Here is a 15,775-nt window from a genome sequence, read left to right as displayed (position 1 = left end):
CCTCCCCGTTCCAGGGCCCCACCCGGTGTCCCGGTCGCCTTCGATGTGACCGGGGCACCGGCGTGTCAGGCGGCGGCGAGGATGGTGGCGGCGACGCGGTGGTAGCAGGCGTGCTTGGCCTTGAGGCCGGCGGCGCAGTTGCACGCCTGCGGGGCGGTGAGGTAGCGGTTCGCGCCGTCGCTGGACACGACGCGGAACGCGATGACGCGGCGGGCGCGGATCGGGACGATGCCGTTGTCGGCGATGAGTTCCAGCGCCTTGGCGACGGTGGCGGGCTTGAACTCGGCGACCACGGCGGCCTTGGCGGCGGCGCGGACCTTGGCTTGGCAGCGGGGTCCGCGGCCGGCGGCGATGGACTTGGCGGCGCGGAGGGTGCGGCCGCAGCTGGTGCAGCGGGTGATGGTGGGGGCGGCGGTCGTGGTCTCCATGTCGAGAACTGTACAGTCTGTACAGACTTGACACAACACCTGGCGTGTACAAACCTTACAGACATGGAGCCCGTCACCTACACCGTTCAGGACTTCCGCAAGAACCTGGCCGACGCCGTCGGCCAGGTCCAGCACGGCGGCAAGACCATCCAGATCACCAAGAACGGCAAACCCGCCGCCTACCTCATCAGCCCCGACGACTTCGCCCGCCTCGCCGGCGCGACGGCCGACTAGGAGCCCCGCATGCCCTGGAAACCGATCCCCGCCCCCACCACGCTGGACCTGACCGACGAGAAGGTGTTCGTCGAAGCCGGACAACCCGTCGCCGGCGGCCGCTGGCACCTGCTGCGCGACGGCACCGTGGTGCACGAGAACGACGCCGGAAACTGGCAGACATCCATGCACGACGCCGACGCCCTGAACGACCCGAACCGATTCATTCCAGTCCCATGACCGCCCAGGAGACGCCCTACGAGCTGCTGCAACGCGCGGCACGCCACGTGTTCTGGCTGGCTGCTCACTACAACGAGTACGTCCACCTTGCCTCAACGACACCCGAACTGCTGCTGCACGGCGAGCCGCGAACGTGGTGGGCGCGCGACACGATCGACCGCAACGCCTCCGGAGAGGCGCGCCGCTGGGCGGAGACGATGAGCCCGGACATCGCGGTAGCGCTCGGTACGACCTTCCAGGAGGCGTCGCACCGTGTGCGCGAGGCCAAGTCGTGGTCCGAAGTGACCGGTGGACCGGTCTACGAACTGGCGTACAAGATCTTGGGTGAACGGCCGGACTAGCGGACCACCGCACTTGCCCCGCACTTTCCCCGCACTCGCCGTTCGACTGCTCCGCCCCGCTCGCCGACCAGCGAGCGGGGCGGAGTCGTGTGACGCCTCGAGCCTCATGCTGGTTCCGACGCGACGGGCGCGCGGCCGCGGGCCACCCTCCGTGTCGACCAGCACGACGAGCGACCGAGGGAGACGACGATGCCCCCGCGCCAGCGCAAGGACGACGAGACCGAGCAGGCCGGCCAGGCCGACGCGAAGTCCGGCGACACCACCACCACCAGCGGCCAGACGGAGAGCAATCCGACCGCCGAGCCCAACACCGGCGGCGCGCCGCAGATCGAGCCGGACGCCGAGACCACCGACACCGTCGCCGACGCCCCGGACACCACCAACGTCACGGCGCACGCCGACCGGTCGGAGACGCTCGAGGAGCGGTCGGAGCGGTGGAACCCGGAGACGCACGGCACCCCGCCCGCGGACCGGCCGCAGCGCGGCGACTACTGAGGAGGTCGGGCCATGCGGATGGTCACCGCGAAGGTGAAGCTCACCTCCAAGGAGCAGTCGAACGACCAGGTCGCGCTCCGGTTCGAGCCGGACTACGGCGACGACCGCAACAAGGAGTGGGCGAAGTACACGCCGGCCCTGTCGCTGAACATGAGCGTGCTGCCGGAGGTCGCCGAGCACTTCGAGGTCGGCAAGCCGATCACCCTGCAGTTCGTGCTGGACGACGAGTAGGAAGGGCCGCGCCCCGTGAGGTTCTTCTACGACACCGAGTTCCTCGAAGACGGCCGCACCATTGAGCTGATCAGCATCGGAATCGTGTGCGAGGACGGACGGGAGTACTACGCCGTCAACAGCGACATGCCCGTCGACCGCATCCGCAGCGAGCGCTGGCTGATGAACAACGTCGTCCGCCACCTGCCGCTGCGCGTGCCGATCCCCGAACGGGCCTGGGCGGACAACCAGACGCCAGCGGTCGTGCTCGACCTGCGCGACACCCGCGTCAAGCCGAAGTGGGTGATCGCGAACGAAGTCCGCGAGTTCATCCTCGGGCCGCGCGACTCCGACGACCTGCCGTACGTGGAGCTGTGGGCTTGGTACAGCGCCTACGACCACGTGGCGCTGGCACAGCTGTGGGGCCGCATGATCGACCTGCCCGAGGGCATGCCCATGTTCACCCGCGACCTCAAGCAGGAGTGCGCGCGGCTCGGCGACCCCCGACTGCCCGATCAGCTCGAAGGGGAGCACGACGCGCTCGCGGACGCCCGCCAGAACCTGGTGCGCTGGCAGGCCCTGCAGGAGATCGAAGCGAAGGGAAACTCGTGACCCAGCAGCCGACCATCAACCTGCCCGTCCACTACGTCAGCCGCGGCAGCGCCGACGGCGTCTACCCGCCGACTTGCCGCGCTGCCACCGTCACCGAGGTCGACGAGCACGACCCGACCCGCGTCGGCCTCGCCGTCCTCAACCCCACCGGGCTGTTCTTCCACCCGCTCGCCGACGACGGGGGATGCGAGCACTACGAGCCGCCGCAGGGCGTTCGGGGATACCGCCCGGGAACCTGGCACCACCTCTGCGGGGCGTAACACGTGGCCGCCGATGACTTCGACACCGCGCTCCGCGGCGTCACCGTCCCCCGTTCCGCGCCGCGCTACTCGACGCCGCCGACCGCATCGACGTCGTTCAGCCGGCGAACTTGCGCGAGCCAGTCGCGCTGTGGCTGCGCGGGCTCGACGAACGTGCCCGGCTGGAGAACTGGAACAGCCTGCTGGGCAGGTCTGTGGTGGCCGCATGGAACGCCGCCCGAGCGATCCTGGCGGTTCCCAGCGGAGGCGGCACGCGAGGTGCTCTCGATGCGGCGATCCGGGCACACGCCGCCGACCTGGTCGACCGGGGCGAGCACATCACCGGCTGGCTCGCTCTCGCCGCGACCCGCCGGTTCGACGGCGGAGGAGTCGTCATCAACCTCGTCAGCGACGACGCGATGCCGGTCTACGAGGCACGCGGGATTCTCGCCGAGGCGATGGCCGCAGTGGACCGGACCGCGGACGGCGAGGACCAGGGAGGTGGTGCAGGTGGCGAAGGGTAAGCCCTCGAAGGGCACGCCAGCGGATCGCCGGCTGAAGAGGAACCGACGGCGTCGTCGTAGGTGAGCACGACGGCCCAGCGCCCCACCAACCGTAGGTGGCGGGGCGTTGTCGTGGGATGCACCGTTCGGCGTCTTGTCTACATGACACTTCATGACAGACGATGGACGAGCCGAACACCACGACCCTGAGAGGCACCATGCCCAGCGAGTTCGACGACAGCAGCCTCATGGAGATCGACGAGCTGCTCGCCCACGCCAACACGGCACAGACCGCCGACGAACGCGCACAATGGCAAGTCCTGATCGACTTCCGGAAGGACATGGCCAGCGGCAACTACATGCGCGGCGCACGGAAGTTCATGGCGCACCTCCGCAAGCACCCGGAAATCGTCATGGAATTCATCGGCTGGTCCCGCAGCCCCGAAACCGCCCCAGCTGACGAGCCCACCCCCACCGCCCCGCCCGCGCCGACCCCCCAATCCGCACCCGGCATGACGCCGGCCCAGATGACCCGGCTCGCCGCCTACCAGAAAGACGTCACCGCCATGGGCGGCGCACTCGAAGCCCACATGCGCGACGACGGGGTGCTCCTCATCCTCGAGTTCTACCCCGGCCAGCCGAAGACACTCGGGTTCATCAACCCCGACGGCAGCGTCTGGGTCTGACACACACAAGAGGGCTCCCACCCGCACAAGCAGGTGGGAGCCCTTTCCCATACCACTCACGCCACGGAAACCGACACCAACCACGACAACCCCGACCACACCCCCGGCACCAACAACACCCCCAGCGCAGTGAACAACGGAAACACCACCACCTGCTCCACCAAACCGCCCGTGCGGAACCTCCACCCCCGCGGCGGACGAATCTCAAACCACGTCTCACCCCGGATCATCAACGGCCATAAGAACGGGCAACCCGACAACGTCAACGCGTCACCCAAGCAATGCACGAAACACCCCACCCCCACCGCCACACCCAACGTCCCCGGCATCCCCGCCAGGGACACCACCGCGTCCCCGCCAGCCGTCACCCACCACACCGTCCCCGCCACCAGCACCACCGGCAGCAGCCAGTCCCCGAGCGCGTCCACCGCCAGCCACGTCCCCACGGCGAGGACAACCAGCACTCCCGCTGTCCCCGCCACGCTCGTCCCCACCCACACCAACGTCCCCACCAGCGCCGCGAACGCGAGCGTGTGTGTCCCGTGCCGATGCTCCCCGCGGTGCGGCTCGTCCCGCGGTCCCCGTGTCCTCGCGTACAGCCACCGGCTCCCCGCCCGCAGCATCAGCGACACCGCGCCCGAGACCGGGCCGGCCAGTCGGCTCGCACGGGCACCGGGGTGGTCGAGGTCGGGCAGCAGCGCGTACCCGGCGGTCGTCGTCGCCAGCAGAAGCGCCTCGATCACGCCGTGAGCGCCGAGCAGGGGTGCCACCGCCAGGCCCGCGCACCAGCCGGTGAGGGCGTGCGTACGTCCCATCATGATGATCTCCAGAGGTCGGTCGGGCACCGTCCTGGCAGCCCGACGGTGACCGTCCACCCAGCCGGACGGTGGACGGACGGTCGACGGTGACCGTCCGCACCTGTGGACAGCCTGTGAACAGGTCAAACGCATGGGCGGACGGTGCCGACGGACGGTGCCCCCGCGCGGCCCGCACCCCGGTTTCGGGTGCGCGGAACCCCCGGAAGACGGCACCGTCGGCACCGTCCACCGCCGTCGGGCAGATCAGCTCCTAGTCGTCGGCCGCAGTCGGCCGCTCACCGCGCCGCCACGCCTCCGCCGCCGCGCGCAGCTCCGCGACGTACCGGCCGCGGGCGTCGCCGCGCTTGCGCCCCGGCACGCCGAGGTCACGCAACTCCTTGCCGAGCGCCGTCGTGTCGTCCACGCCGACGATCGCCGCCAGGTCGGCGTTCGACACGAACTCGCGGTCGTCGCCCTCCAACGCGGCGACGATCCGGGCCAGCGGTTCGGGGACAGGGTGCCGAACCGGACGCACCGGCTCCGCGACGTCCAGTCCCTGGATCTCGTCCAGCAGTCCCCGCCACTCCTCGGGGACGTCCTCCCCGCCGCCGGCCGGCCGCGGGGACGCCGCTCCCAGCCGGTCGGGGACGAAGAACGTCCCGAACCACCGGCCCTGCACCCCGTCCTTCTCCCCCGGAGTCCCCGGCGAACGCGTCCCCGCACCCGGCGCCGTCCCGGCCGTCGTCCCCGACGACGAGCCGGTCCCCGACGTCCCCGCGGACGTCCCCGCGCGCACCGCCTCCCGCACGTGCGGCGGGGTCGCGTCCTCCAGAGACGGGAATTCGCCGACCGCCGCGAAATACTCGCGCCACCCCTGCGTGCGGGCACGGGACCAGCGCGCCGCATAATCATCGCCCAACAATTCGATCAGCTTCTGCTGGGTGTAGTCCTCCAGCGTCGTCACGTGGTCCTGCAAGTCGATCGCCAACTCGGGAATCACCCGCTCCTCGTCCAGATACGGGGCTTTCGCCGCGACGATCGAGTCGATGCCCTCCGCCTTCAAGAACATCGACTTGTGCCGCAGGGCACTGCTGTCGAGATTCGACCCGGTCGGCAACAGCCACTGGCCGTGCACCTTCTGCTCGGTGCGGAACACCGCGCGCCGCAGGAAGTTCTGCTTGATGCTCGACGCGTACGCGCCCAGCATCGCCTCGGTCGTACCCTGCGCCATCAGCTCGAAAATCACCCGAGCCGACAACCCCTTCGACCCCACGTACGTGACGATCTGCCCGGCGTTCTTCTTCCCGGTGAACGGCAGCTCGATCGGCTCCGGGTTCTTCACCACCTCATCGGCCTCTTCCAACGCGCACCAGATCAACGGCTGCGACGCCAACGGCATGATCTTGTTGCGGTCCCGCTTGAACACCCCGAGCGGCGCCGAGTGACGGATGTGCACCACCGTGGCCACCACCCGCAGCCACTTCTTCGTCTCCTCCCACGACGGGTCGGACACGTAATCCAGCACCGGACGCACCGCCCGCCCGTCGGCCAGCGGCTGCAGGAACGGGCCGACCAGGTCCGGCAGCTTCGCGCCGCCCGCCGTCCACACCAGCACGTCGTTCAACGACGCGTCGTCCTCGGCACGCGTCGACAGCAGCTGCCGCCACACCTCCCACTCGTACGTCGACTTGCCCGAGCGGGACGCGCCCGACACCAAGCCGTGCTCGTCGCGCACGTCGAACGTGGCGTACTCGCCGTCCTCGCGCCGCACCGGCCGGATGCCCTCGTTGATCGACACCCCGCGCACCGGCTCCACCGGCACGTCCTCCCGCAGCACATCCCGCGTGATCACCCGGAACCGCACCACGTCGGCCGGGAGATCCGGGTCCGTCAGCAGCCGCACCGCCCCCTCCGGCAGCACCACACCGCGCTGCTTGAACCGGCGCGCCGCCCGACCGTTGATCCGCGAGAGCTTCGTGGCCACCGACGACGCCGTGTCGTCCCGCGACGGGTCCAGCTCCACCGTCACGTCGAACCCGCACCACGTGTCCGACCAGCCGATCACCCGCGGCCTCCCCAGCAGCTCGTCACCCGACACGATCGACAACCACTCGACCGCTTCGCTCGTGGTGACCGTCGGAGCCTCGTCACGGGCCAGCTGCGCGTCGGCAACCGGCACCGACGGCGAAGCGACACCGCGGGTGACCATCGCCGCGAGCTGCTTGTCGCCGTGCTCCAGCAGCAGCGCGCGCACGTGGGCGTACATCACCGCCACCGGCAGCATCGCCGCCGCCAGCACCCCGAACGCCGCCAGGTCGGGCGGCGCGAGCACCTCGTGCCGGGCGGCGTACACGCACCACCCGGTGGTCACCAGCATGAACAGCGCGGCGCAGCGGCCCGCCCACCTGCGGGCCCGCTGCCCCTCCGGGGACGCGGCACCCGGCCGCACCAGGACGCGGCCGATGAGCAGCGCGAGCACCGTCAGCACGAGCCCGGCGACCAACACCATCGGCCAGGGGTAGCCGACGTGCGACACCCACCCGCCGCCGAACGCCGCCCACGCGAACCCTGCCGCCGGCCACAACACCAGCTGGCCACGCAGCCGCGCCCAGGTGTTCCCGCTGCTCATCACCGCGACCTCCGTCTTCATCGATCTGTCAGCGCCACACGTGCGACGCGCTGTCGCTCCACTGCTGGATCTGCTGGGAAGCCTCCGCGCCGAACCCCGCCAGCGCATCCCCGAAGTGGGCGAGGTTCTGCAACGAGTCGGCGAACTGCGGCAAGGAGCTGATGATGTTCGCCATGTCACCTCCGAACCTCGTCGCCAACGCCTGGATAACGGCCACGTAGCCCTGCAGGTGCTCCTCGACGTCCTTCCCCGCCTCACGCGGGGCGGGGACGAACGAGTCGCCGTTCGTGATGGCCTCGACGATGTGCTGCATGCTCATACTGATCTTCCTTGTCGTTGTCGTTACCTGAGTACCGGCGGTGCTGCCACGTGACAGCACCGGTTGATTCCCCGGCTTCGCTGCCGGGAGTGCCGTAGCCGGCGGCAGCGGGACACCGCCGCGCCTGGTGAGCGCCGGTGCCCTGCCCGCCCCGGCGGGCCGGGCAGGGATCGTCACCACCTGGTGAGCCGCGGGACGACCCGACTGCGGAGTCGCCGCGGGCGGGGCGGGAGCAGGACGCGGCGGAGTCCACGACGGACGCCACCACGGCGTCTTCACCGCCACCGTCCCCAGACGAGAGCGGCGGAACTGCCGCCACGCCCACCGCCACGCCATCGACAGGCCCGACCTGGCCCACCCGGCGAGCACCCGCGCCGCGTACCGGACCCGCGGGTGCCGCACGGCCCACAGCCCGCCCAGCCCGAGCGCGCCGTACCCGATCGCGGTGCCGATCAGCCCGGCCGTGCCGAGCGCCGGCCCGGCCAGCAGCGGCACCAGGGCGTAGCCGCCGCCGAGCAGACCGGCCCACATCGCGGTGTAGGCGATGCCGCGGCGCGGCACCCAGTGCCAGCCGATCTCCGGCGACCACCGCCACCGGCCGGATGGCCGGGCCTGCCGGGGCGTGCGGGGCGTGTGGCGGCGCGCCGGCCGCGGGGAACCGGAGTTCCAGAACGATCCCCACCCGGACCCGCCGGAGCGGCCGCGGTTGGGCGCCCGGTGGCCACCTCGGCTGCCAGCCCCGCGACCACCGAGCAGGGAACCACGCGAGCCGGTCGAACGATGCTTGTGGCCCGCGACCCCACGGCCGCCGAGCAGACCTACGTGCCGACCGCCCCGACCGAACAGCGCACCGCCAGCAGCGGTGCGACGGCCGGTGGTCAGCCGACCCGCCGCTGCTGCTGCGGTCCGCGCTCCCGGCGGCGTCCGATGCCCCGTGCTCGCCTTCCCGGCCGCCTTCCCGACGGTTCGTCCGGCACTCGAGCCGAGCAGGCCACCACGGCGATCACCGTGCCCGCCACCCAGCAGGCCGCGGCGCGCCGAGCGACGACCGTCCAACCCGCCACGGGCACCGTCTCCGCCGCCGTGGCGCCAACCCCTGCCGAGCAGCCCTCGACGACGACCCCCGCCCGCAGCCGCCGACCCGCCGGCACCGGCTCCGTCACCGGACTTCGCCGCCCGCTTCCGCTTCTGCCGATGCCGGTACAGCGCGCACGCCCCGGTCGTCACCACCGCGGCACCGATACCCAGCCCGACCAGACCGAAGTTCGCGCCGAGCAGCAACCCGCCGACTCCCAGCGCGGGCACCGCCAGCGCGACCAGCGCAGCCCGGTTCGCCGGGCCCGCCAGCGCCGGAGGCACGTTCGTGTGGCCGTCCGGATCGGCCAGCCGGAGCCGCCGCAGCGGACGCACGTCCTCAGCCAGAGGAGGCGCGATCGGCGTCAGCGGCTGCTCGGTGTGCGGGGTGGGGGACGCGGTCGACGGGGAGGTCATGACACGCTCCTAGCTGGTGGCCGCGACCAGCGCGGCCTGCTTCGCGGCGACGGCGTCCGCCCGCCAGCCGTCGATGAACTTCTTGCTGTAACCCGAGGCGTCGATGGCGCGGTCGACCTCAGCCGCGCTGATCTGCTGCGGGTCGCGGTGGTGCTCCACCACCTGCTTGATCAGCCACGCGCGGCCGCGGTCCTTCTTCGTGCCCTGCTCGGGGTGCAGTTCGGTGACGGTCGCCGCACGCGGCATCGGCCGCTTCGGGACGTCGGGCTTGGACACCGGCGCAACCGGTTGCGCCGGAGCTTGCGGCGCGACAGGTGCCGGCTTGGGCTGCTGTGCCACACGGCGTGCTTCCGCGCGCTGCTGCTCTTCCGCCCGCTTGTGCTGCACGGTGGCCAGGGCGGTGCGGTACTGCTGCGCTGCCTCGGTCAGCACCACCAGCAGCACCGGCGGGATCGCGTGCAGCGCCACCCCCAGCCACTGGCTCGCCAGTGCGCTGGCCGCACAGTTCGTGACCAGCGACATGCCCGCGGTGACCCACCGCAGCGCAGCACCCCACCCCGACTTCTGCCCCAGACCCTGCACCGCCTGGTCGCCGATCAGCCCGGCAGCCAGACCGAGGTCGATCGCGAGTCCGAGGAAGAAGCCCTGCGTCCAGCTGCCACCGATGGACGGGGAGGCGAGCAGGCTGGCGGTGGTGGTCGCCGAGATCACCATCACGATCACGGCATCCGTCCACACAAGACCGGTGATCGCCTTGATGGCTTTCTCGGCGGCCCGCTGGTTCAACTGTGCCTCCTCTTGACTCGTTGCGGATCAGTCGTGCGTCTGGGTGCAGACCCAGGCTTGGGACTCGGGAGAGCCGGCGGTCCTGGCCATCTCGGCACCACAGGTCGGACAGGGCATGTCGATCTCCAAATCAGTGTTCGGGGCGGTTGGTGCGGACGAACGGTCGTGTCCAGCGGTGCACGGTGCTCTTGGGGATGTCGACGAGCTCGGCGATGCGGCGGAGTACGGTGCCGCGCCGCTGCAGCTCGGCGAGCAGCAAGCCGGCGACGACCTGCTGGGTGTGGCTGGCGTGCACGGCGCGGTTCGCCGCATCGACGAGGTCGTCGTCGCTGGTGGCGCTGAGGTCGATGTCCGGCAGCTGCTCGATGAGCAGTTGCACGGTGCGTCGCTGGAGTTCGCCCTTCCTCATGGCGGTAGCGAAGCAGTTTTGTGCCACCGGTGGGACACGACCGGACAGCGCGTCAAGTAATACATACGGGCAGTGACCAGCGGCAATGCGTGTGTGACAGAGCGCGGATTTTCCGGCACGCGATCTACCATTCGGCCATGGCGTCGGAAACAAGCCCGCGGCGAGTCGCGGCGGCACTCAGGGCGGTCGAGGTGCTCAAGTTGAGGGCGCAGGGGCTGACCCTGGACGAGGTCGCCGAGCGGACGGGCTATGCCCACCGCGGGTCCGTGTCCAAGGTCATCCGTGCGGCCCTTCAGCGGGTCGGCCGCGAGGAGGCTCGTGACCTGTTTGACCTGGACATGCACCGTCTCGACCTGATGATGCAGACCTACCTGCCGCGTGCGCTGGACGGCGACGAGAAGGCGGCGGCGATCGTGCTCAAGATCATCGACGAGCACCGGCAGGTGCTCGGCTGGGGACAGGAAGACGTGGTGCGAGGGCTGCTCGCACCTCCGTCGGACGACGAGTCCACCGACGTGGGGCCGCGCCGACTGGAGGACGTTTTCGGGAAGCTCACACCTGACGCTCAGCTCGCTATAGCCGGTATTCTCCACGGTCAAATGCAGCTCACGAACGCCCATGATGCAGACGACCGTCCGGCGATTGTCAACGGAACGGTCACGAACGAGCCGGAATAGCACACGATCCGACGTATCGTTGCGGGGTAAACAACTGCGCCATACGCCGGAGGTCGCCGCCGTGGGCAAAAGCCAATCCATGGTCAACGTGCGCATGGCGCCGCCGCTCATCGCCGAGATCGACGATGCCGCCGCCCGCAGCACCGCCACCAGCCGCTCGTCGTGGTCCAAGGAAGTCCTGCTCGCCGCCGCCCGCTCCGGCCTCACCCTCGACGACATCACCGCGCTGCTCACCAACCCGCCCAGCGGCGACCGGCCACGGCGACCCCGCCGAGCCCGAGCCGCCGACACCTCGCAAACCCTCGGCGCCACCCGGTACCTCACCGGCGAGTGCCTGCACCCCATCCACCTGCGCCGCCACTACCCCACCCGCGACGTGTGCGCCGGCTGCAACCGGCCCGTGCCCCGCCGATGACCGCGCTCGCCGACCCACCCGACGCCGCACCCGCCGTCGACCTGTCCGCGCTGGAGCAGCTACCGCGCGAGCAGGTCGAGGAGATGCTGTGCGCCGCATCCCTCGGCGTGTGGACCGAACGGCGGCGCGGCATGCAGATGTCGGCGGTGCACTGGGAGTGGTGCGCGCTGGCCCAGACCCGCGAGCGGCTCGCCGTCATCGCCCCCCGCGAGCACTCCAAGAGCGAAACGTTCAGCGTGAACGCCACCGCCCACGCCAGCATCTACCAGCCCGGCTGCTACACCTACATGTTCGCGCTCACCGGCGACCTCGCCGAGGAGCTGCTGGCCCGCACCAAGCAGGTGATCTCCGAGGTGCGACCCGACCTCGTGCTGGGCGCGCAGCGCGACAACGCCACCGACCTCATCTTGGCCAACGGCTCCCGCATCCGCGCGGCCGGCGCAGCGAAAAGGACTCGCGGTGGCCACCCGGACCGGATCGTCGGCGACGACGTACTCGATGACGAGAACACCGCGACCGCCGCGCAGCGCCGCAAGATGCACCGCTGGTGGTTCGGGTCGGTAGTCAACATGGCCCACCCCGGCACCGACCGGCGGGTGACCGACGCGAACGGTGTGGTGCACACCTACCGGATGCCCGCCACCCGCATCCACCTCGTCGGCACTCCGTTCCACGGTCAGGACTTGCTGGCGGGGATGAAGACCAACCCGATGTGGCACTACCGCCGGTACGCCGCCGAGGCATGGCCGAACGAGTTGGTGCCCGGAACCCTCGCGGTGGAGGTGACAGGGTGACCCCGATCGATCCGGCGGTCGCTGCGGAGGCACTATCCGACCCGCAGCCAGGCGACCCCACGGTCGAGCAGCTGGGCAACGTGCCCGGCCCGACGCGTGAACAGCAGCTGCTGATGCGCGCCCGAATCCTCGACAGGCTGGTCCGGTGAGCGGCCTCGGGCGCCGTGTCGTCGGCACCACCAGCCCTACCGGCGTGGGCCCGGTGGTGTTCGGCGGCGAGCCGGTCAACGCCCGCCACAGCCTTTGGCCCGAGCGGTGGCCGGCCATCGCGTTGCAGTCCTGCATCGACACCATCGAGGCCGCGCCGCTCGGCGAGCAGGCTGAGGTGCGACGCAACCTGCCGTGCTCGACCTGCCCGGAGAAGACCCGCTGCCTGAACGCCAAGCGCAAGGAGATCGGTCCGCTGCTGTTCGACCGGGAGATCCAGACCAAGCCCCGCGCGTCCGAGTCGAGCCTGTTCCCCCGCTCGCTGTTCGCGCCGCTGCTCGACCCGTCAGCCGAGTGTCTGCCGCACTACCACAAGCCGTTCGGCGTCGAAGACCGCTACGTCGTCGTGTCCGGTTGGGATCTCGCCTGGTCGGAGAAGACGGGCGGCGACTGGCTGGTGAAGTGGACTGCGGTCGCCGACCGGCGGACTGGCCGGAAGCGGTGCATCGACATCCACCGCTGGCAGGGCCTCCGCTACACCGAGCAGTGCGCCCTCATCACCCAACAGCACGCCCTGTACAACGACGACCTCGTTGTGCTGGAGGGCGACGCCGCGCAGGTGATCTGGCGGCAGTCGCTGGAGGACACCACCAACGTGCCGGTGATGTCCCACAACGCCGCAGGGCAGAAACGAGACTTCCGGGTCGGCGTGCCGGGCTTGCTCATCGACCTGTCCAACCGAAGGTGGCTGTTCCCCTTCCGCGAAGGCGGGCGCGGCTACGACGAGGTGGCGAACTTCCTCACCGAGTGTGAGGCGTTCGGCTGGGAGGACGACAAGCTGCAGGGCAGCGGTGAGCACGACGACACCGTGATGGCGTGGTGGCACTGCTGGTGGGGGTTGAACCTCATGCTCGGCGGCGTCGGTGAAGAGCACCACTGGGGTGTGCAGGACGGAAGGGCGTGACGGCATGACGATCGGCAGCACCGAGAAGACGTGGCGGTCCCGCGAGGACTATCTGGCGGAGATGGAGGAGCAGCGCCGGGAGTTGGTGCGCAAAGCCCGCCTGTACTACGAGGGCAAGCAGTACGACGAGGACAACGAGCGGTGCATGCAGGAGTGGCTCGGTGCCCTGAGCCAGGGCGAGAAGAGCTTGGTGCGCCGCCTGTTCGACAAGTACCAGCTGCCCGAGCACCTTCGCAGGCACGCGTACTCCACGCAGATCGCCGAGTGCGTCGACTGGATCGCCGATCGGCTCGCCGAGGGGTTCGCGGTCGAGGCCACGCCCGCCGCAGTGCAGACCATCATCACCGACTGCCTGAACAGCACTCCCGCTCTGTCCGCGAAAGACGAGTCCGAGCAGCGCAACGTCGCGCCGGTGTTGCGCAACGCCGGACGTGATGGCGACGTGCCGGTGAGAGTCCGCTGGGAGGCCGCAGAGGGAACGTGCTGGTTGGAGTTCTGGCCCGGCGACCAGGTCCGCATGGACTTCCCCGACGGACGTCCCGACCGGGTGGAGCGGGTGGTGGTCGAGCAGATCGACTGGCGGCCGGACGAGCGGGGCGACGAGGAGCAGGTGACGCTCCGCCGCGAGTGGCTGATCTCCGACCAGGACGAGGGCAACGGGTCGCCGCAGTCCGCGGCGAAGCGGCGGCGGTGTGTGGAACGGGTGTACGTGATCCGGCAGGACGACACCGAACCGCCGGAGCAGGCGACACCGGAGGTGGTGCACGAGACGGGCACCGACCGCATCCCTTGGCAGGTCGTGCGCATCGACCGCCCGGACCTGCAGGCACCGCGCGGCATCAGCCTGATCACCGAGCAGGCGATGAACACCGCTACCCGCTACGACGCGGTACAGGGCCGGGCGTGGCTCAACGCCCGTTACAACAGCCACGGCAACCTCGCGGTCGTCGGCGATGCCGCCATGGTCAACAAGCAGGAGAAGGTCCACAAGGACGTCGCGGACGTGATGACGTTCCCGGGTGGCACGGCGGTCACCGCGATCACCTTGCCCACCGACCCGTCGATGATCAACCAGCAGACCGAGGAGCTGAAGAACGCGCTGTACGGCAAGTTCGGCTTGGTGCGCACCGACCAGGAGACGGTGCAGGGCCTCGGCGCGGTGTCCGGGTACGCGCTGGAGATCCTCAACGAGAAGAGCGAGGGCACGTTCGCCCGGGTCCGATCCCAGCTCATCACCGACCTCACGGCCCTGTTCAACCTGGTGGTTGACTGCCACCTCGCGTGGAGCAGCGGTGTCGAGCCGACGACCGAGTTCGACGACGCTGACGACGATCTTGACCAAGACGACGATCGGGTGGCGGACGACACCGCCGACCCTCACACCGACCGGAAGATCATCGTCCGGCTCGGGTCCGGCTGGGTCGTCGACATCGCGCAGGCCCGCGACGACCACCTCGCCGGACTCATCTCCCGCCGTGAGTACCTACGCATCCGGGGCCGCTCGAAGACCGAGATCGACGCCATCGAGGACGAGATCGCCGCCGAGGAGGCAGAGAAGGCGCGACGCGAGCGCGCGACCACCGGCGAGAACGGCCGGTTCGGGCAGATCGGCAGCACGCAGGCCGGGCGCACGGTGAACGACGCCCGCCGGGACCGTGAGCCGGCCGCGGTCGGTGGTCGGTCGTGACCAGCCGCACCACAGCCGGACGCGAGGTCGTCTCCTCGGCGACCCGCCTGATGGACGGCCTGCTCGACGCCGAGCACCGCGCGTTCGACCAGCTCGACGCAGCAGTACAGCGGGTTGCCGACGCCACCCGCCAGCGCATCGTCAAAGCCGCTGGGGTGGGCCGCACCCGGTTGCTGCGCGCCGACCTACTGCCGGACGACGACTGGCTCGGCGAGCTGCTGCTGCCGCCGGTGTCCGAGCTGACCGCGCTCGCCCGGGTCCGTGCCACCACCGTGGTTGAGCGGCAGATGCGCGCGGTCGCCGACCTGGTCGGCCCGCACGCTCGCGACGTCGCCGCTGCGGCGGTACGGCACGCCCGCGATGTCGCCGCGCCGGAGATCGAGCGCACCGTATTCGCGGCGGCGGGCGAAGGGATGCAGCGTGCAGCGGCCGGCTGTCGTGAGCTGATCCGGGAGCAGCGGCGAGTGTGGGCAGCCCGCCACGAGGAGCCCGTCGCGCTGGTCGCGCGGGTGTGCTCGGCGGAGCGGGTACCGCTGCCGGGAGCATCAGCGCGGGGGGCGGTGTGGCTGCTGCGGACCCGGATGCATGCCATCGCCCGAGCGGCGAGCGTGGAGACAGCGAACGGGCTACTGCTGGCGGGGATGCAGGGCTGGAACGATGCGGCTCAGGCGCAAGGGTAAACAGCGGCAGGTG

The 15,775-nt window shown here is 70.5% G+C and carries 22 protein-coding genes; 16 read left to right on the top strand and 6 right to left on the bottom strand.

The features are described 5' to 3' along the window. Positions 1–65 precede the first annotated feature (65 nt). Entirely contained in the window at positions 66–428 is a 363-nt protein-coding gene (locus ACFXGA_RS06280; protein WP_378084808.1) for a DUF6011 domain-containing protein, read from the bottom strand. Between the two features lie 63 nt (positions 429–491). Between ACFXGA_RS06280 and ACFXGA_RS06275 the strand changes: the two genes are divergently transcribed. The 9 genes from ACFXGA_RS06275 (at position 492) to ACFXGA_RS06235 (ending at position 3,967) form a co-directional block, all read left to right on the top strand. Continuing rightward, complete coding sequence (locus ACFXGA_RS06275) at positions 492–662, top strand: type II toxin-antitoxin system Phd/YefM family antitoxin (protein ID WP_378084807.1); 171 nt, start codon at positions 492–494, stop codon at positions 660–662. Between the two features lie 9 nt (positions 663–671). Further along, the gene (locus ACFXGA_RS06270) at positions 672–881 is read left to right on the top strand and encodes a hypothetical protein (RefSeq protein ID WP_378084806.1); all 210 of its coding nucleotides are present in this window, start codon (positions 672–674) and stop codon (positions 879–881) included. Continuing rightward, positions 878–1,222: a hypothetical protein gene (locus tag ACFXGA_RS06265; protein WP_378084805.1), complete on the top strand. Its 345-nt coding sequence runs from the start codon at positions 878–880 to the stop codon at positions 1,220–1,222. The genes ACFXGA_RS06270 and ACFXGA_RS06265 overlap by 4 nt, the downstream gene beginning before the upstream one ends. A gap of 189 nt (positions 1,223–1,411) precedes the next feature. Beyond that, positions 1,412–1,717 carry a hypothetical protein gene (locus tag ACFXGA_RS06260; protein WP_378084804.1) on the top strand — a complete coding sequence of 102 codons (306 nt, stop codon included), beginning with the start codon at positions 1,412–1,414 and terminating at the stop codon, positions 1,715–1,717. Between the two features lie 12 nt (positions 1,718–1,729). Beyond that, on the top strand, positions 1,730–1,948 hold the full coding sequence (locus ACFXGA_RS06255) for a hypothetical protein (protein WP_378084803.1): 219 nt from the start codon (positions 1,730–1,732) through the stop codon (positions 1,946–1,948). Positions 1,949–1,963: 15 nt separating this feature from the next. Next, a complete protein-coding gene (locus tag ACFXGA_RS06250) occupies positions 1,964–2,539 on the top strand; it encodes a 3'-5' exoribonuclease domain-containing protein (RefSeq protein ID WP_378084802.1) in 576 nt (191 codons plus the stop codon). Next, a complete protein-coding gene (locus tag ACFXGA_RS06245) occupies positions 2,536–2,799 on the top strand; it encodes a hypothetical protein (RefSeq protein ID WP_378084801.1) in 264 nt (87 codons plus the stop codon). The genes ACFXGA_RS06250 and ACFXGA_RS06245 overlap by 4 nt, the downstream gene beginning before the upstream one ends. A 110-nt stretch (positions 2,800–2,909) precedes the next feature. Then, complete coding sequence (locus tag ACFXGA_RS06240; protein WP_378084800.1) at positions 2,910–3,302, top strand: hypothetical protein; 393 nt, start codon at positions 2,910–2,912, stop codon at positions 3,300–3,302. Between the two features lie 161 nt (positions 3,303–3,463). After that, positions 3,464–3,967: a hypothetical protein gene (locus ACFXGA_RS06235; RefSeq protein ID WP_378084799.1), complete on the top strand. Its 504-nt coding sequence runs from the start codon at positions 3,464–3,466 to the stop codon at positions 3,965–3,967. Between the two features lie 56 nt (positions 3,968–4,023). On the opposite strand, the gene ACFXGA_RS06230 is transcribed toward ACFXGA_RS06235, so the two are convergent. The 5 genes from ACFXGA_RS06230 to ACFXGA_RS06210 all read right to left on the bottom strand — a co-directional run bounded on the left by ACFXGA_RS06230 (position 4,024) and on the right by ACFXGA_RS06210 (position 10,398). Next, a complete protein-coding gene (locus tag ACFXGA_RS06230) occupies positions 4,024–4,785 on the bottom strand; it encodes a metal-dependent hydrolase (protein WP_378084798.1) in 762 nt (253 codons plus the stop codon). 250 nt (positions 4,786–5,035) lie between these two features. Next, positions 5,036–7,393: a hypothetical protein gene (locus tag ACFXGA_RS06225; RefSeq protein WP_378084797.1), complete on the bottom strand. Its 2,358-nt coding sequence runs from the start codon at positions 7,391–7,393 to the stop codon at positions 5,036–5,038. Between the two features lie 28 nt (positions 7,394–7,421). Then, on the bottom strand, positions 7,422–8,273 hold the full coding sequence (locus tag ACFXGA_RS06220) for a hypothetical protein (RefSeq protein WP_378084796.1): 852 nt from the start codon (positions 8,271–8,273) through the stop codon (positions 7,422–7,424). 939 nt (positions 8,274–9,212) lie between these two features. Then, positions 9,213–9,989 carry a hypothetical protein gene (locus tag ACFXGA_RS06215; protein ID WP_378084795.1) on the bottom strand — a complete coding sequence of 259 codons (777 nt, stop codon included), beginning with the start codon at positions 9,987–9,989 and terminating at the stop codon, positions 9,213–9,215. A gap of 130 nt (positions 9,990–10,119) precedes the next feature. Further along, positions 10,120–10,398 carry a hypothetical protein gene (locus ACFXGA_RS06210; RefSeq protein WP_378084794.1) on the bottom strand — a complete coding sequence of 93 codons (279 nt, stop codon included), beginning with the start codon at positions 10,396–10,398 and terminating at the stop codon, positions 10,120–10,122. Between the two features lie 137 nt (positions 10,399–10,535). On the opposite strand from ACFXGA_RS06210, the gene ACFXGA_RS06205 reads away from it, so the two are divergent. The 7 genes from ACFXGA_RS06205 to ACFXGA_RS06175 all read left to right on the top strand — a co-directional run bounded on the left by ACFXGA_RS06205 (position 10,536) and on the right by ACFXGA_RS06175 (position 15,762). Beyond that, entirely contained in the window at positions 10,536–11,075 is a 540-nt protein-coding gene (locus ACFXGA_RS06205; RefSeq protein WP_378084793.1) for a hypothetical protein, read from the top strand. Positions 11,076–11,136: 61 nt separating this feature from the next. After that, entirely contained in the window at positions 11,137–11,490 is a 354-nt protein-coding gene (locus ACFXGA_RS06200; protein ID WP_378084792.1) for a hypothetical protein, read from the top strand. Beyond that, positions 11,487–12,284: a hypothetical protein gene (locus ACFXGA_RS06195; protein ID WP_378084791.1), complete on the top strand. Its 798-nt coding sequence runs from the start codon at positions 11,487–11,489 to the stop codon at positions 12,282–12,284. Before ACFXGA_RS06200 ends, ACFXGA_RS06195 begins: the two co-directional genes overlap by 4 nt. Next, positions 12,281–12,433: a hypothetical protein gene (locus tag ACFXGA_RS06190; RefSeq protein WP_378084790.1), complete on the top strand. Its 153-nt coding sequence runs from the start codon at positions 12,281–12,283 to the stop codon at positions 12,431–12,433. Before ACFXGA_RS06195 ends, ACFXGA_RS06190 begins: the two co-directional genes overlap by 4 nt. Next, positions 12,430–13,395: a hypothetical protein gene (locus tag ACFXGA_RS06185; protein ID WP_378084789.1), complete on the top strand. Its 966-nt coding sequence runs from the start codon at positions 12,430–12,432 to the stop codon at positions 13,393–13,395. Before ACFXGA_RS06190 ends, ACFXGA_RS06185 begins: the two co-directional genes overlap by 4 nt. A gap of 4 nt (positions 13,396–13,399) precedes the next feature. Beyond that, positions 13,400–15,082: a hypothetical protein gene (locus ACFXGA_RS06180; protein ID WP_378084788.1), complete on the top strand. Its 1,683-nt coding sequence runs from the start codon at positions 13,400–13,402 to the stop codon at positions 15,080–15,082. Beyond that, positions 15,079–15,762: a hypothetical protein gene (locus tag ACFXGA_RS06175; protein WP_378084787.1), complete on the top strand. Its 684-nt coding sequence runs from the start codon at positions 15,079–15,081 to the stop codon at positions 15,760–15,762. The genes ACFXGA_RS06180 and ACFXGA_RS06175 overlap by 4 nt, the downstream gene beginning before the upstream one ends. The last annotated feature ends 13 nt before the right edge of the window (positions 15,763–15,775 follow it).

This window comes from Actinosynnema sp. NPDC059335 (genome assembly GCF_042752395.1).
GTDB lineage: Bacteria > Actinomycetota > Actinomycetes > Mycobacteriales > Pseudonocardiaceae > Actinosynnema.
Note: the sequence above shows the minus strand (reverse complement) of the source record. Positions and strands in the feature narration are given on the sequence as shown.

Coding starts and splice junctions, on each gene's coding strand:
- ACFXGA_RS06280 (WP_378084808.1), bottom strand. CDS start 428: ATGGAGACCACGACCGCCGCCCCCACCATCACCCGCTGCACCAGCTGC.
- ACFXGA_RS06275 (WP_378084807.1), top strand. CDS start 492: ATGGAGCCCGTCACCTACACCGTTCAGGACTTCCGCAAGAACCTGGCC.
- ACFXGA_RS06270 (WP_378084806.1), top strand. CDS start 672: ATGCCCTGGAAACCGATCCCCGCCCCCACCACGCTGGACCTGACCGAC.
- ACFXGA_RS06265 (WP_378084805.1), top strand. CDS start 878: ATGACCGCCCAGGAGACGCCCTACGAGCTGCTGCAACGCGCGGCACGC.
- ACFXGA_RS06260 (WP_378084804.1), top strand. CDS start 1,412: ATGCCCCCGCGCCAGCGCAAGGACGACGAGACCGAGCAGGCCGGCCAG.
- ACFXGA_RS06255 (WP_378084803.1), top strand. CDS start 1,730: ATGCGGATGGTCACCGCGAAGGTGAAGCTCACCTCCAAGGAGCAGTCG.
- ACFXGA_RS06235 (WP_378084799.1), top strand. CDS start 3,464: ATGGACGAGCCGAACACCACGACCCTGAGAGGCACCATGCCCAGCGAG.
- ACFXGA_RS06230 (WP_378084798.1), bottom strand. CDS start 4,785: ATGATGGGACGTACGCACGCCCTCACCGGCTGGTGCGCGGGCCTGGCG.
- ACFXGA_RS06225 (WP_378084797.1), bottom strand. CDS start 7,393: ATGAGCAGCGGGAACACCTGGGCGCGGCTGCGTGGCCAGCTGGTGTTG.
- ACFXGA_RS06210 (WP_378084794.1), bottom strand. CDS start 10,398: ATGAGGAAGGGCGAACTCCAGCGACGCACCGTGCAACTGCTCATCGAG.
- ACFXGA_RS06205 (WP_378084793.1), top strand. CDS start 10,536: ATGGCGTCGGAAACAAGCCCGCGGCGAGTCGCGGCGGCACTCAGGGCG.
- ACFXGA_RS06195 (WP_378084791.1), top strand. CDS start 11,487: ATGACCGCGCTCGCCGACCCACCCGACGCCGCACCCGCCGTCGACCTG.
- ACFXGA_RS06180 (WP_378084788.1), top strand. CDS start 13,400: ATGACGATCGGCAGCACCGAGAAGACGTGGCGGTCCCGCGAGGACTAT.